Here is a 14,577-nt window from a genome sequence, read left to right on the forward strand (position 1 = left end):
GCAGGCTGCTAAAACACCGGCGTGCGACGTAGAATTGCCCGCTTGGGTCTTTTGAGGTCGTCCTCTGATGAAATGCCGTGCCGGTTGCGGTGCCTGCTGCATTGCGCCATCGATCAGCTCGCCGATTCCCGGCATGCCCCAGGGCAAGCCGGCGGGGGTACGTTGCGTGCAGTTAACTGCAGAAAATTACTGTGCGATATTCGGCCAGTCCGGGCGTCCGGCGGTGTGCTCGGCGTTCAGTGCCGACCCGGATGTCTGCGGCGCGAGCGACGAGGAGGCGATTCGCCTGCTCGGCTGGCTGGAGCAAAGCACAGCCATCGCAGTCTGATACTGTGCCGTATCGATGGCCTGGCGACGGAGAACGGATGAACGGACTGGGGCGGTGGTTGCTGGGTGCGCTGCTGATGTTGGGCGTTGCCCAGGTGCAGGCCGCGCAATGGCGGCTGGTCAAGGACGAGGCGGGTATTCGAATCTATCTGCAGCAGATTCCCGGTTCGAATTTTCAGGCCTTTCGTGGCGTTACCCGTATAGGGACGGATATGTCGCGGTTATTGGCCTTGCAGGATGATGTCGGCGCGGCGTGCGCCTGGGTTCATGCGTGCAGCGAACAGCGCCTGCTCAAGCATGAGGGCAATCTGAGCTGGGTTTACAGCCGCTTTCATACCCCCTGGCCGGTGCAGCCGCGTGATTCGATCCTGCAGGTGACTACCACCCATGACGCCGATGGCCGGGTAACCCGCACCTTGCTTGGGGTTGCCGATTATTTACCGCCACAGTCAGGCTTTGTGCGGGTCAGCAAGGTTGAAGGGTTCTGGAACCTTACGCCGCGCGAGGGTGAGATCGAAGTGATCTACCAGGTGCATTCCGAGCCGGGCGGCAGCGTACCGGCCTGGCTGGCCAACAGCTTTGTCGTGGATGCGCCGTTCAATACCCTGCAGGGGCTGCGCCAGTTGGCCGAACAGCCATAAGGGCTGAGCCAGATGCCAAGAATCGCCGGGAGCGATTTCTGTCGTCGCCCCGCAGTGTGGTCGCTAGAGGTGGCAGGCTACAAAAAGGCTATGTACCCGATAATGTTGCACGGTTGTCCGGTTTACGCCGATGAGTCCCCTCGCCCCTTTGGGGAGAGGGGGCACCATCCAGTCCTACAACTGGCGGTTTGCAGCCCTTCGCTTCTTGGTTCGGGAGGTATCAGTACATTTCGGCAAAGCTGCCTGAGTCAAGCTGGTTTGCTTCTCTGCAAGCCCTCACCCCCAGCCCCTCTCCCGGAGGGAGAGGGGAGCAAACCGCGCCTGGTATTACAGCGGGTAACAGGTGCATAGCCACAAAAAAAGGCTGCCCGAGGGCAGCCTTCTTAATGCGGCGAGAGCTGAATTACTTCTTCATATCGCGCTGCGGGTAGCCGGTGTACAGCTGGCGCGGACGGCCAATCTTGTACGGGCTGGAGAGCATTTCCTTCCAGTGCGAGATCCAGCCGACGGTACGCGCCAGGGCGAAGATCACGGTGAACATACTGGTCGGGATGCCGATTGCCTTGAGGATGATGCCCGAGTAGAAGTCGACGTTCGGGTACAGCGAACGCTCGATAAAGTACGGGTCGGTCAGGGCGATCTCTTCCAGGCGCATGGCCAGTTCCAGCTGCGGATCGTTGGTGATGCCCAGTTCGGCCAGCACTTCGTCGCAGGTCTGCTTCATCACGGTGGCGCGCGGGTCGCGGTTCTTGTAGACCCGGTGACCGAAGCCCATCAGCTTGAACGGGTCGTTCTTGTCCTTGGCCTTGGCGATATAGGCGTCGATGTTATCCACGCTGCCGATCTCATCCAGCATTGCCAGTACGGCTTCGTTGGCACCGCCATGCGCCGGGCCCCAGAGGGCGGCGATACCGGCGGCGATACAGGCGAACGGGTTGGCACCCGAGGAACCTGCCAGACGCACGGTGGAGGTGGAAGCGTTCTGCTCGTGATCGGCGTGGAGGATAAAGATCTTGTCCATCGCCTTGGCCAGCACCGGGCTGATCGGTTTGATCTCGCACGGGGTGTTGAACATCATGTGCAGGAAGTTTTCCGCGTAGTTCAGGTCGTTACGCGGGTACATCATCGGCTGACCCATGGAGTACTTGTAGGTCATGGCGGCGATGGTCGGCATCTTGGCGACCAGGCGCATGGCCGAGACTTCGCGATGATGCGGGTTATTGATGTCCAGCGAGTCGTGATAAAAGGCCGAGAGGGCACCGACCACGCCGCACATGATGGCCATCGGGTGGGCATCGCGACGGAAGCCGTTGAAGAAGGTCTTCAGCTGCTCGTGAACCATGGTGTGGTTCTTGATGGTGCTGACGAACTTGGCCTTTTCCTCTGCGTTCGGCAGTTCGCCGTTGAGCAGCAGGTAGCAGGTCTCCAGGTAGTCCGATTGCTCGGCCAGCTGTTCGATGGGGTAGCCGCGGTGCAGCAAAATGCCCTGATCGCCGTCGATATAGGTGATCTTCGACTCGCACGAGGCGGTGGACATAAAGCCAGGATCAAAAGTGAAACGGCCCGTGGCGGTTAAGCCCCGCACGTCAATTACATCGGGACCAACGGTGCCGGTTAAAACGGGCAGCTCGACGGGGGCTGCGCCCTCGATGATCAACTGCGCTTTTTTGTCAGCCATGTTTGGCCTCCTAGTTATGCTTGAAATCATCTGACAGCCCCCCACGCAGGGCCCGCACCACTATAGTGGGATAAATTCTAATGTCAATTTGCGAAAACCCAGACGGCAGAAGGGTTTGCGGGTGGTTTTTGCGGTGAAAATCGTCCCCTTTACGTCATTTATAAAGGCTGCGCAATGCGCTTTTAGGTAGGGGGCTTTGCATTGTCATTAGTAACCTAACTGTCTATACTCTGCGCCCAACTACCAAGGGCTACACGCCCGTATTCTGGTGGTTGTCACTCCTTGGGTGATGGGTACCTGACCAGTGCACTTCCCGACAACTTTGCCCTGATAGTTAGGGGCTCTCAGTGTGATAAAAAAGCCGTGAATAGCCAAAGACCTGTAAACCTAGACCTTAGGACTATCAAACTCCCAGTCACTGCTTACACGTCCATTCTTCACCGTATCTCCGGTGTCATCCTCTTTGTCGGTATCGCCATTCTGCTGTTTGGCCTCGACAAGTCGCTGGCGTCCGAAGAGGGCTTTGCCCAAGTGAAGGATTGCCTGACCAGCCCGCTGGCCAAGTTCGTGATCTGGGGTCTGCTGTCCGCTCTGCTGTACCACCTGGTGGCCGGTGTACGCCACTTGATCATGGATATGGGCATCGGTGAGACGCTGGAAGGCGGCAAGCTGGGCTCGAAAATCGTTCTCGTCGTTTCGGCGATCGTGATCCTGCTGCTGGGGGTGTGGATATGGTAACCAACGTCACTAACTTCTCGCGTTCGGGCCTCTATGACTGGATGGCGCAACGCGTGTCTGCGGTCGTTCTCGCGGCTTACACGCTGTTTCTGCTGGGTTATATCCTGTGTAACCCGGGTATGGGTTATGCCGAATGGCAGGCGCTGTTCTCCAATAATGCGATGCGTATTTTCAGTCTGCTGACGCTGGTGGCGCTTAGCGCTCACGCCTGGGTCGGCATGTGGACAATTTCCACCGACTACCTCACGCCGATGGCGCTGGGTAAGTGGGCGACTGTAGTGCGTTTTCTCTTCCAGGCGGCGTGTGGCATTGCCATGTTCACGTTCTTCGTCTGGGGCGTGCAGATTTTTTGGGGTAACTGATCCATGACTATTCGCACTCTTTCTTATGACGCCATCATCGTCGGTGGCGGCGGCGCGGGCATGCGCGCTGCGCTGCAGCTGGCCCAGGGCGGGCACAAGACCGCCGTGGTAACCAAGGTTTTCCCGACCCGCTCGCACACCGTATCCGCCCAGGGTGGCATCACCTGCGCCATCGCTTCGGCCGACCCGAATGACGATTGGCGCTGGCACATGTACGACACCGTCAAGGGCTCCGATTACATCGGTGACCAGGACGCCATCGAATATATGTGCTCCGTTGGTCCGGAAGCCGTATTCGAACTGGAACACATGGGTCTGCCGTTTTCCCGTACCGAGCAGGGCCGCATCTATCAGCGTCCGTTCGGCGGCCAGTCCAAAGGCCCGAACAACCCGACTCAGGCTGCGCGTACCTGTGCTGCTGCTGACCGTACCGGTCACGCGCTGCTGCACACTCTGTACCAGGCCAACCTGAAAGCGGGCACCTCGTTCCTTAACGAGTGGTACGCAGTCGATCTGGTGAAGAACCAGGACGGTGCCGTGGTTGGCACCATCGCCATCTGCATCGAAACTGGCGAAACCGTTTATATCCGCTCCAAGGCCGTAGTTCTGGCCACTGGCGGTGCCGGGCGTATCTACGCCTCCACCACCAACGCCCTGATCAACACGGGCGACGGCGTGGGCATGGCCCTGCGTGCTGGCGTGCCGGTGCAGGACATCGAAATGTGGCAGTTCCACCCGACCGGCATCGCCGGTGCCGGTACCCTGGTGACCGAAGGTTGCCGTGGTGAAGGTGGCTACCTGATCAACAAGCACGGCGAGCGTTTCATGGAGCGCTATGCGCCGAACGCCAAAGACCTGGCAGGCCGCGACGTAGTTGCGCGCTCCATGGTCAAGGAAATCATTGCCGGCAACGGCTGTGGTCCAGATGGCGACCACGTAATGCTCAAGCTCGACCACCTCGGCGAAGAAGTGCTGCACAGCCGTCTGCCGGGTATCTGTGAACTGTCCAAGACCTTCGCTCACGTCGACCCGGTGGTTGCGCCGATTCCGGTCGTGCCGACCTGCCACTATATGATGGGCGGCGTGCCGACCAACATTCATGGTCAGGCCATCACTCAGGATGCCAACGGCAACGACAAGATCATCGACGGTCTGTTTGCGGTAGGCGAAGTGGCTTGCGTATCGGTACACGGTGCCAACCGTCTGGGCGGCAACTCGCTGCTTGACCTGGTGGTATTCGGCCGTGCGGCGGGCATTCACCTGGAAAAAGCGCTGAAAGAAGGCGTGGAAGTCCGTGGTGCCAGCGAAACCGATATCGAGCTGTCGCTCAAGCGTCTGGCGGGCGTCAACGAACGCACCACCGGCGAAGACGTCGCGCCGCTGCGTAAAGAACTGCAAAACTGCATGCAAAACTACTTCGGTGTGTTCCGCACCGGTGAGTACATGCAGAAGGGTATTACCCAACTGGCCGACCTGCGTGAGCGCATCGCGAACGTCAAGATCGCGGACAAGAGCCAGGCATTCAACACTGCGCGTATCGAAGCACTGGAGCTGCAAAACCTTCTCGAAGTGGCTGAAGCCACCGCGATCGCTGCCGAGGTTCGTAAGGAATCCCGTGGTGCTCACGCTCGTGAAGACTTCGAAGACCGTGACGACGAAAACTGGCTGTGCCATTCCCTGTATATCCCAGGTGAAAAGCGCGTGAGCAAGCGTTCGGTCAACTTCTCGCCGAAGACAGTTCCAGCGTTTGAACCCAAGGTTCGGACTTATTAAGGGTGCCTGATATGTCGCAAGCCAATCTGTTGCAAGTAAGCGTTTATCGTTACAACCCGGAAAAAGATGCTGCGCCGTTTATGCAGGATTTCCAGATCGACACCGGCGGCAAGGACATCATGGTCCTCGACGTGCTGGCGCTGATCAAGGAACAGGACGTGACCTTCTCCTACCGTCGTTCCTGCCGTGAAGGGGTCTGTGGCTCCGACGGCATGAACATCAACGGCAAGAACGGTCTGGCCTGTATCACGCCGCTGTCGGCAACCGTCAAGAACAACAAGCTGGTGATTCGCCCGTTGCCGGGTTTGCCAGTAATTCGTGACTTGGTTGTCGACATGAGCATCTTCTACAAGCAGTACGAGAAGGTGCAGCCGTTCCTGCAGAACGATACCCCGGCTCCGGCCATCGAACGTCTGCAAACCCCGGAAGAGCGCGAGAAGCTGGACGGTCTGTACGAGTGCATCCTGTGCGCTTGCTGCTCGACCAGCTGCCCGTCCTTCTGGTGGAACCCCGACAAGTTCCTTGGTCCCGCTGCACTGCTGCAGGCCTACCGTTTCCTGGCCGACAGCCGCGACACCAAGACCGATGAGCGCCTGGCCGCGCTGGACGATCCGTTCAGCGTGTTCCGTTGCCGCGGCATCATGAACTGCGTGAACGTTTGCCCTAAAGGTCTAAATCCGACCAAGGCAATCGGCCACGTACGCAACATGTTGCTGCAAAGCGGTATCTGATTAGCGTTTGTTCGCTAGACCTGTAACACCTGCGGCGCAGGCTTCAACCCCGCGCCGTAGTTTTAGCAAGAACCGCAGCTCACAAAGCGGCGGTTCTTAACTTTGAAAAATATGACGACCAGCAGGGGCATCCGGGCTGGTGCCCGGACTATCTGCGGGATCCGTAGTGGCTTACCAGTCGCTGCTCCAGGACTGGCAAGCCATGCGGTTTCTTCGCCGGTGGTGTCCCCTTACCGAGGGTGACCAAGCATGCAAGAAAGCGTGATGCAGCGCATGTGGGACAGTGCCCACCTATCCGGTGGTAACGCTGCCTATGTGGAAGAGCTCTATGAGCTTTACCTGCACGATCCCAACGCTGTGCCAGAAGAGTGGCGCACTTACTTCCAGAAGTTGCCGACTGACGGCAGCGCCGCCACAGACGTATCGCATTCGACGATCCGCGATCATTTCGTGTTGCTCGCTAAAAACCAGCGTCGCGCCCAGCCGGTGTCCGCCGGTAGCGTGAGCAGTGAGCACGAAAAGAAGCAAGTCGAAGTGCTACGGATGATTCAGGCCTATCGCATGCGTGGCCATCAGGCTGCTCAACTCGATCCGCTTGGTCTCTGGCAGCGTCCCGCACCGGCTGATCTGTCGATCAACCATTACGGGCTGACCGATGCCGATCTGGACACCACTTTCCGTACCGGTGGTCTGTTTATCGGCAAGGAAGAGGCTACTCTGCGCGAAATTCGCGATGCGTTGGAGCAGACATATTGCCGCACCATTGGTGCCGAATTCACCCATATCGTCGATTCCGAGCAACGCAGCTGGTTCCAGCAGCGCCTGGAAAGCGTACGTGGCCGCCCGCAGTACTCCACTGAAGTGCAGAGCCATCTGCTCGAGCGCCTGACTGCGGCCGAGGGCCTGGAAAAATACCTGGGCACCAAATACCCAGGTACCAAGCGTTTCGGCCTGGAGGGCGGCGAGAGCCTGATCCCTCTGCTCGATGAGCTGATCCAGCGTTCCGGTTCCTACGGCACCAAGGAAATCGTCATCGGCATGGCCCACCGTGGTCGTCTCAACGTGCTGGTCAACACCTTCGGCAAGAACCCGCGCGACCTGTTCGACGAGTTCGAAGGCAAGAAGACCGAAGGCCTGTCCTCGGGCGACGTGAAATACCACCAGGGTTTCTCCTCCAACGTGATGACTGCCGGTGGCGAAGTGCACCTGGCCATGGCGTTCAACCCGTCCCACCTGGAGATCGTTTCGCCAGTGGTCGAGGGCTCGGTGCGCGCCCGTCAGGACCGTCGTAATGACGTCATTGGCGAGAAAGTGCTGCCGGTTTCTCTGCACGGTGACGCGGCATTCGCCGGTCAGGGTGTGGTCATGGAAACCTTCCAGATGTCGCAGACCCGGGGCTTCAAGACGGGCGGCACCATCCACATCGTGATCAACAACCAGGTCGGCTTCACCATCAGCAACCCGCTGGACTCGCGTTCCACCGAGTACTGCACTGATGTGGCGAAGATGATCCAGGCCCCGATCCTGCACGTTAACGGCGATGACCCGGAAGCGGTGCTGTTCGTCACTCAGCTGGCTGTCGACTACCGCATGCAGTACAAGCGTGACGTGGTCATCGACCTGGTCTGCTACCGCCGTCGCGGCCACAACGAGGCCGACGAGCCGAGCGGCACCCAGCCGATCATGTACCAGCAGATCAGCAAGCAGCGCACCACCCGCGAGCTGTATGCCGACGCCCTGACCAGCGCCGTACGCCACTCGGTGGAGGACGTGCAGGCCAAGATCGACGATTACCGCACCGCGCTGGATAACGGCCAGCACGTGGTCAAGAGCCTGGTCAAGGAGCCGAACAAGGAGCTGTTCGTCGACTGGCGCCCGTATCTGGGCCATGCCTGGACCGCGCGTCATGACACCAGCTTCGAACTCAAGACTCTGCAGGAACTGTCCAACAAGCTGCTGGAAATTCCGGAAGGCTTCGTGGTCCAGCGTCAGGTCGCGAAGATCCTCGAAGACCGCCAGAAGATGGGGGCCGGTGCGCTGCCGATCAACTGGGGTTATGCCGAAACCATGGCCTACGCCACCCTGTTGTTCGAAGGCCATCCGATCCGCATGACCGGCCAGGACATCGGCCGCGGCACCTTCTCGCACCGTCATGCGGTGCTGCACAACCAGAAGGACGCCGGTGCCTACCTGCCGTTGCAGAACCTCTATGCCGGTCAGCCGAAGTTCGATCTCTACGACTCCTTCCTTTCGGAAGAAGCCGTGCTGGCCTTCGAATACGGTTATGCCACCACCCAGCCGCAGTCGCTGGTGATCTGGGAAGCCCAGTTCGGCGACTTCGCCAACGGTGCCCAGGTGGTATTCGACCAGTTCATTTCCAGTGGCGAGCACAAGTGGGGCCGTCTCTGTGGTCTGACCATGCTGCTGCCGCACGGTTATGAAGGGCAGGGGCCTGAACACAGTTCGGCGCGTCTGGAGCGTTATCTGCAGCTGTGCGCCGAGCACAACATGCAGGTGGCCGTACCGACCACTCCGGCACAGATCTACCATCTGCTGCGCCGTCAGGTGATTCGTCCGCTGCGCAAGCCGTTGGTCGTATTGACGCCGAAGTCGCTGCTGCGCCACAAATTGGCCATCTCGACCCTGGAAGATCTGGCCGAAGGTTCGTTCCAGACCGTGATCCCGGAAACCGATGCGATCGATCCGAAGAAGGTCGATCGCCTGGTGCTGTGCAGCGGCAAGGTCTACTACGACCTGCTGGAAAAGCGCCGCAGCGAAGGCCGCGAAGATATCGCCATCGTGCGTATCGAGCAGCTCTATCCGTTCCCGGAAGACGATCTGGCCGAGGCGCTTGCTCCGTACAAGAACCTCAAACATATCGTCTGGTGTCAGGAAGAGCCGATGAACCAGGGCGCCTGGTACTGCAGCCAACATCACATGCGTCGCGTGGCGACAGCGCACAAGAAAGCGCTGTTCCTCGAGTACGCCGGTCGTGATGCGTCTGCCGCACCCGCCTGTGGTTATGCATCGATGCACGCCGAACAGCAGGAAAAACTCCTGCAGGACGCCTTTACTGTTTAACGCCTTCGCGCAAGAGGCGGCCGCCTGAGGCCGCCTCGTAGAAGAAACCGAATTTAAGGAACCACTGATAATGGCTATCGAGATCAAAGCCCCTACTTTCCCGGAATCGGTCGCCGACGGCACCGTGGCCACCTGGCACAAGAAGCCGGGCGATGCGGTCAAGCGCGACGAGCTGATCGTTGACATCGAAACCGACAAGGTAGTGATCGAAGTGCTGGCCGAGGCCGATGGTGTCCTCGCGCAAATCATCAAGAACGAAGGCGATACCGTCCTTTCCAACGAAGTGCTGGGTACCCTGGGTGAGGGCGGCGCTGCTGCCGCTGCCCCGGCTGCCGCCGCAGCTGCTCCGGCCGTTGCCGCCCAGGCCGCCGCACCGGCTGCTGCGGGTGACGACGCCATCCTGTCGCCTGCTGCACGCAAGATCGCCGAAGAGAACGGCCTTGACGCCAACAGCATTGCCGGCACTGGCAAAGGCGGTCGCGTGACCAAGGAAGACGTGGTCGCGGCCGTTGAAGCCAAGAAGAACGCCCCGGCTCCTGCGCCTGCTGCCAAACCGGCCGCTCCGGCTGCCGCCGCGCCGATGTTCGCTGCTGGTGATCGTGTCGAGAAGCGTGTGCCGATGACCCGCCTGCGTGCCAAGGTCGCCGAGCGTCTGGTTGAAGCCCAGTCGAACATGGCCATGCTGACCACCTTCAACGAAGTCGACATGACCGAAGTCATGGCCCTGCGTTCGAAGTACAAGGACCTGTTCGAGAAGACCCACAACGGCGTGCGCCTGGGCTTTATGTCGTTCTTCGTCAAGGCTGCCACCGAGGCGCTGAAGCGCTTCCCGGCTGTCAACGCTTCGATCGACGGCTCCGACATCGTTTACCACGGCTACTCCGACATCGGTGTTGCCGTGTCCAGCGACCGTGGCCTGGTGGTTCCGGTCCTGCGCAATGCCGAGCTGATGAGCCTGGCTGAAATCGAAAACGGCATCGCCACCTTCGGCAAGAAAGCCAAAGACGGCAAACTGTCGATCGACGACATGACCGGCGGCACGTTCACCATCACCAACGGTGGTACCTTCGGTTCGATGATGTCGACCCCGATCGTCAACCCGCCGCAGGCTGCAATCCTGGGTATGCACAATATCCTGCAGCGTCCGATGGCGATCAACGGTCAGGTGGTAATCCGCCCGATGATGTACCTGGCGCTGTCCTATGACCACCGCCTGATCGATGGTAAGGAAGCCGTGACCTTCCTGGTGACCATCAAGAACTTGCTGGAAGACCCGGCGCGTCTGCTGCTGGACATCTAAAAGCCAGTTTCTCCCACGACGGCCCTGGTGCAGGGCCGTCCGGTTTATTCGAGAAGGAATATGTTATGACTCAGAAATTCGACGTGGTAGTCATCGGTGCCGGCCCTGGTGGCTATGTAGCCGCCATCAAGGCAGCGCAACTTGGTCTGAAGACTGCCTGCATCGAGAAGTACCAGGACAAAGAGGGCAAGATCGCCCTCGGCGGTACTTGCCTGAACGTCGGTTGCATTCCGTCCAAGGCGCTGCTGGATAGCTCCTGGAAATACCACGAAGCCAAAGAAGGCTTCGCCATTCACGGTATCGAAGCCAAGGGCGTAAGCATCGACGTGCCGGCCATGGTCGCGCGCAAGAGCAATATCGTTAAGAACCTCACCGGCGGCGTTGCCACCCTGTTCAAGGCCAACGGTGTGACCCTGCTCGAAGGTCACGGCAAGCTGCTGGCCAACAAGCAGGTTGAAGTGACTGCGCTGGATGGCACCACCCAGATCGTTGACGCGCAGAACGTGATCATCGCCTCCGGCTCCAAGCCGATCGACATTCCACCGGCTCCGGTCGACCAGGATGTGATCGTCGACTCCACCGGTGCCCTGGAATTCCAGAGCGTGCCGAAGAAACTCGGCGTGATCGGTGCCGGCGTTATCGGCCTGGAGCTGGGTTCGGTATGGGCCCGTCTGGGTGCCGAAGTGACCGTGATCGAGGCCCAGGACAAGTTCCTCCCGGCCGCCGATGAGCAGATCGCCAAGGAAGCCCTGAAGACCTTCACTAAGCAAGGCCTGCAAATCCGTCTGGGCGCACGTCTGACCGCTTCCGAAGTGAAGAAGAAGCAGGTCACCGTGAGCTTCACCGACGCCGAAGGCGAGCAGAAGATGACCTTCGACAAGCTGATCATCGCGGTCGGCCGTCGTCCGGTGACCACCGATCTGCTGGCCACCGATAGTGGTGTGGACATGGACGAGCGTGGCTTTATCTACGTCGACGACCAGTGCGCCACCAGCGTGCCGGGCGTTTACGCGGTAGGCGACGTGGTGCGCGGCGCGATGCTGGCACACAAGGCCTCGGAAGAGGGCGTGATGGTTGCCGAGCGTATCGCCGGCCATAAAGCTCAGATGAACTACGACCTGATCCCGTCGGTTATCTATACCCATCCGGAAATCGCATGGGTTGGCAAGACCGAGCAGCAGCTCAAAGGCGAGGGCGTTGCGGTCAACGTCGGCACCTTCCCGTTCGCTGCCAGCGGCCGTGCCATGGCTGCCAACGATACCGGCGGTATGGTCAAGGTGATTGCCGATGCAGCCACCGACCGCGTTCTGGGCGTACACGTGATTGGTCCGAGCGCTGCCGAGCTGGTCCAGCAGGGCGCGATTGGCATGGAATTCGGCACCAGTGCCGAGGACCTGGGGATGATGGTGTTCTCCCACCCGACGCTGTCCGAAGCGCTGCACGAAGCTGCCCTGGCAGTGAATGGCCACGCCATCCACATCGCCAACCGCAAGAAGCGTTAATCAAGTAGTTGTTGCCTGAGTCGCCCTCCTTATCGGCCTTGTGTACCGGCAGGGGGCGTTTCAGGCAGGAAGAACCACGGCAGACCGCCCGCGTACAACCCAGGTTGCTGCGCGGAACGTCAGCCGGATTGCTCCAGAAGCAGTCACAGGTGGTGCGGCATCACAAGTGCAGCACCGTATGCGCAATACCTAAACGAAGACGGTAGACAAGCATGAATCTCCACGAGTATCAGGGTAAGCAGCTGTTCGCTGAATACGGCCTGCCCGTATCCAAGGGTTTCGCCGTAGACACCCCCGAAGACGCCGCAGCAGCCTGCGACAAAATCGGTGGCACTGAGTGGGTCGTCAAGGCTCAAGTCCACGCTGGTGGCCGCGGTAAAGCGGGCGGCGTGAAGCTGGTCAAGAGCAAAGAAGACGCCAAAGCCTTCGCTGCCAACTGGCTGGGCAAGCGTCTGGTGACTTACCAGACTGACGCCAACGGTCAGCCGGTCACCAAGATCCTGGTTGAGTCCTGCACCGATATCGCCAAGGAACTCTACCTGGGCGCGGTCGTTGACCGTTCGAGCCGTCGCATCGTGTTCATGGCTTCCACCGAAGGTGGCGTGGACATCGAGAAGATCGCTCACGAAACCCCAGAAAAAATTCTCAAGGCCACTATCGATCCACTGGTTGGCGCTCAGCCATTCCAGGGTCGTGAACTGGCTTTCCAGCTGGGCCTGGAAGGCAAGCAAGTTGCCCAGTTCGCCAAGATCTTCGTAGGTCTGGCCAAGCTGTTCCAGGACCACGATCTGGCCCTGCTGGAAGTCAACCCGCTGGTGATCAAGGCCGACGGCGATCTGCATTGCCTCGATGCCAAGATCAACATCGACGCCAACGCCATGTACCGTCAGCCTAAGCTGAAGACCTTCCACGATCCGTCCCAGGACGATCCGCGTGAAGCCCACGCTGCCAAGTTCGAACTGAACTACGTAGCGCTGGAAGGCAACATCGGTTGCATGGTCAACGGTGCTGGCCTGGCCATGGGTACCATGGACATCGTCAACCTGCACGGCGGCAAGCCAGCCAACTTCCTCGACGTAGGTGGCGGTGCAACCAAAGAGCGCGTGACCGAAGCGTTCAAGATCATCCTGTCCGATAGCAATGTCGCGGCTGTGCTGGTCAACATCTTCGGCGGCATCGTTCGTTGCGACATGATTGCCGAAGGCATCATCGGCGCTGTGAAAGAAGTTGGCGTGAAGATTCCGGTAGTTGTGCGCCTTGAAGGCAACAACGCCGAGCTGGGTGCCAAAGTACTGGCAGAAAGCGGTTTGAACATCATCGCGGCTACCAGCCTGACCGACGCTGCTCAACAAGTCGTCAAAGCTGCGGAGGGCAAATAATGAGCGTCCTGATCAACAAAGACACCAAGGTTATCTGCCAGGGTATTACTGGTTCGCAGGGTAGCTTCCACACCCAGCAAGCCATCGAGTACGGCACCAAAATGGTTGGTGGCGTAACCCCGGGTAAAGGCGGCACCACCCACCTGGACCTGCCGGTGTTCAACACCGTGAAAGACGCTGTAGCTGCCACTGGCGCCACCGCCAGCGTGATCTACGTTCCGGCTCCTTTCTGCAAGGATTCCATCCTGGAAGCAGCCTTCGGCGGCATCAAGCTGATCGTCTGCATCACCGAAGGCATCCCGACCCTCGACATGCTCGACGCTAAAGTTAAGTGTGACGAGCTGGGCGTGGTCCTGATCGGCCCGAACTGCCCAGGCGTTATCACTCCGGGCGAGTGCAAAATCGGCATCATGCCGGGCCACATCCACTTGCCAGGCAAAGTAGGCATCGTGTCGCGTTCCGGCACCCTGACTTACGAAGCCGTTAAGCAGACCACCGACGCCGGCTTCGGCCAGTCCACCTGCGTGGGCATCGGCGGTGACCCGATCCCGGGCTCCAACTTCATCGACATCCTGAAGCTGTTCCAGGAAGACCCGAAGACCGAGGCGATCGTGATGATCGGCGAGATCGGCGGTTCGGCTGAAGAAGAAGCGGCTGCCTACATCAAGGCCAACGTGACCAAGCCGGTGGTGTCCTACATCGCTGGTGTGACCGCTCCTGCGGGCAAGCGTATGGGCCACGCCGGCGCAATCATCTCCGGCGGCAAGGGTACTGCAGACGAGAAGTTCGCAGCCCTGCAAGACGCTGGTGTGAAAACCGTGCGTTCCCTGGCTGACATCGGCAAGGCCCTGGCCGAGCTGACCGGTTGGGAAGCCAAGAACGCCTAAGCGTTATTGGTTGATAAAGAGGCCACCTTCGGGTGGCCTTTTTTATGTGCGCCCAGCATGGGCGCAATCTTGTGGGTGAAAGTCCCGCCGTAAGCTGACCACAGCGAACGAAGTGAAGCGCAACTGCATAAGGGCGACCGAGTGTGGAGAGGAAGCGTGAATCGAAGCCATGAGCCGA

Annotated in this window: 12 protein-coding genes; 11 read left to right on the forward strand and 1 reads right to left on the reverse strand. The window is 59.6% G+C overall.

From position 1 onward, the window contains the following. Positions 1–67: 67 nt before the first annotated feature. The gene (locus VMP31_RS09865) at positions 68–328 is read left to right on the forward strand and encodes a YkgJ family cysteine cluster protein (RefSeq protein WP_325506556.1); all 261 of its coding nucleotides are present in this window, start codon (positions 68–70) and stop codon (positions 326–328) included. A gap of 37 nt (positions 329–365) precedes the next feature. Continuing rightward, positions 366–968: an START domain-containing protein gene (locus VMP31_RS09870; protein WP_325506558.1), complete on the forward strand. Its 603-nt coding sequence runs from the start codon at positions 366–368 to the stop codon at positions 966–968. 403 nt (positions 969–1,371) lie between these two features. On the opposite strand, the gene gltA is transcribed toward VMP31_RS09870, so the two are convergent. Beyond that, positions 1,372–2,646, reverse strand: a complete 1,275-nt coding sequence (gltA, locus tag VMP31_RS09875) for a citrate synthase (RefSeq protein WP_325506560.1) — start codon at positions 2,644–2,646, stop codon at positions 1,372–1,374. A gap of 363 nt (positions 2,647–3,009) precedes the next feature. Between gltA and sdhC the strand changes: the two genes are divergently transcribed. From sdhC to sucD, 9 genes are all read left to right on the forward strand, one after another. Further along, the gene (sdhC, locus tag VMP31_RS09880) at positions 3,010–3,384 is read left to right on the forward strand and encodes a succinate dehydrogenase, cytochrome b556 subunit (protein WP_325506562.1); all 375 of its coding nucleotides are present in this window, start codon (positions 3,010–3,012) and stop codon (positions 3,382–3,384) included. Beyond that, positions 3,378–3,746 carry a succinate dehydrogenase, hydrophobic membrane anchor protein gene (gene sdhD, locus VMP31_RS09885; protein WP_325506564.1) on the forward strand — a complete coding sequence of 123 codons (369 nt, stop codon included), beginning with the start codon at positions 3,378–3,380 and terminating at the stop codon, positions 3,744–3,746. The genes sdhC and sdhD overlap by 7 nt, the downstream gene beginning before the upstream one ends. 3 nt (positions 3,747–3,749) lie before the next feature. Further along, entirely contained in the window at positions 3,750–5,519 is a 1,770-nt protein-coding gene (gene sdhA, locus VMP31_RS09890) for a succinate dehydrogenase flavoprotein subunit (RefSeq protein ID WP_325506566.1), read from the forward strand. A gap of 26 nt (positions 5,520–5,545) precedes the next feature. Beyond that, the gene (locus tag VMP31_RS09895) at positions 5,546–6,250 is read left to right on the forward strand and encodes a succinate dehydrogenase iron-sulfur subunit (RefSeq protein ID WP_325506590.1); all 705 of its coding nucleotides are present in this window, start codon (positions 5,546–5,548) and stop codon (positions 6,248–6,250) included. Positions 6,251–6,499: 249 nt separating this feature from the next. Beyond that, a complete protein-coding gene (locus VMP31_RS09900; protein ID WP_325506568.1) occupies positions 6,500–9,331 on the forward strand; it encodes a 2-oxoglutarate dehydrogenase E1 component in 2,832 nt (943 codons plus the stop codon). Positions 9,332–9,401: 70 nt separating this feature from the next. Beyond that, positions 9,402–10,631, forward strand: coding sequence for a 2-oxoglutarate dehydrogenase complex dihydrolipoyllysine-residue succinyltransferase (odhB, locus tag VMP31_RS09905; RefSeq protein WP_325506570.1), 1,230 nt, complete (start codon positions 9,402–9,404; stop codon positions 10,629–10,631). 65 nt (positions 10,632–10,696) lie between these two features. Continuing rightward, complete coding sequence (lpdA, locus tag VMP31_RS09910; protein WP_325506572.1) at positions 10,697–12,133, forward strand: dihydrolipoyl dehydrogenase; 1,437 nt, start codon at positions 10,697–10,699, stop codon at positions 12,131–12,133. A gap of 212 nt (positions 12,134–12,345) precedes the next feature. Then, positions 12,346–13,512: an ADP-forming succinate--CoA ligase subunit beta gene (gene sucC / locus VMP31_RS09915; protein ID WP_325506574.1), complete on the forward strand. Its 1,167-nt coding sequence runs from the start codon at positions 12,346–12,348 to the stop codon at positions 13,510–13,512. Beyond that, positions 13,512–14,399 carry a succinate--CoA ligase subunit alpha gene (gene sucD / locus VMP31_RS09920; RefSeq protein ID WP_325506576.1) on the forward strand — a complete coding sequence of 296 codons (888 nt, stop codon included), beginning with the start codon at positions 13,512–13,514 and terminating at the stop codon, positions 14,397–14,399. Before sucC ends, sucD begins: the two co-directional genes overlap by 1 nt. Positions 14,400–14,577 lie beyond the last annotated feature (178 nt).

This window comes from Pseudomonas sp. (assembly GCF_035512415.1).
GTDB lineage: Bacteria > Pseudomonadota > Gammaproteobacteria > Pseudomonadales > Pseudomonadaceae > Aquipseudomonas.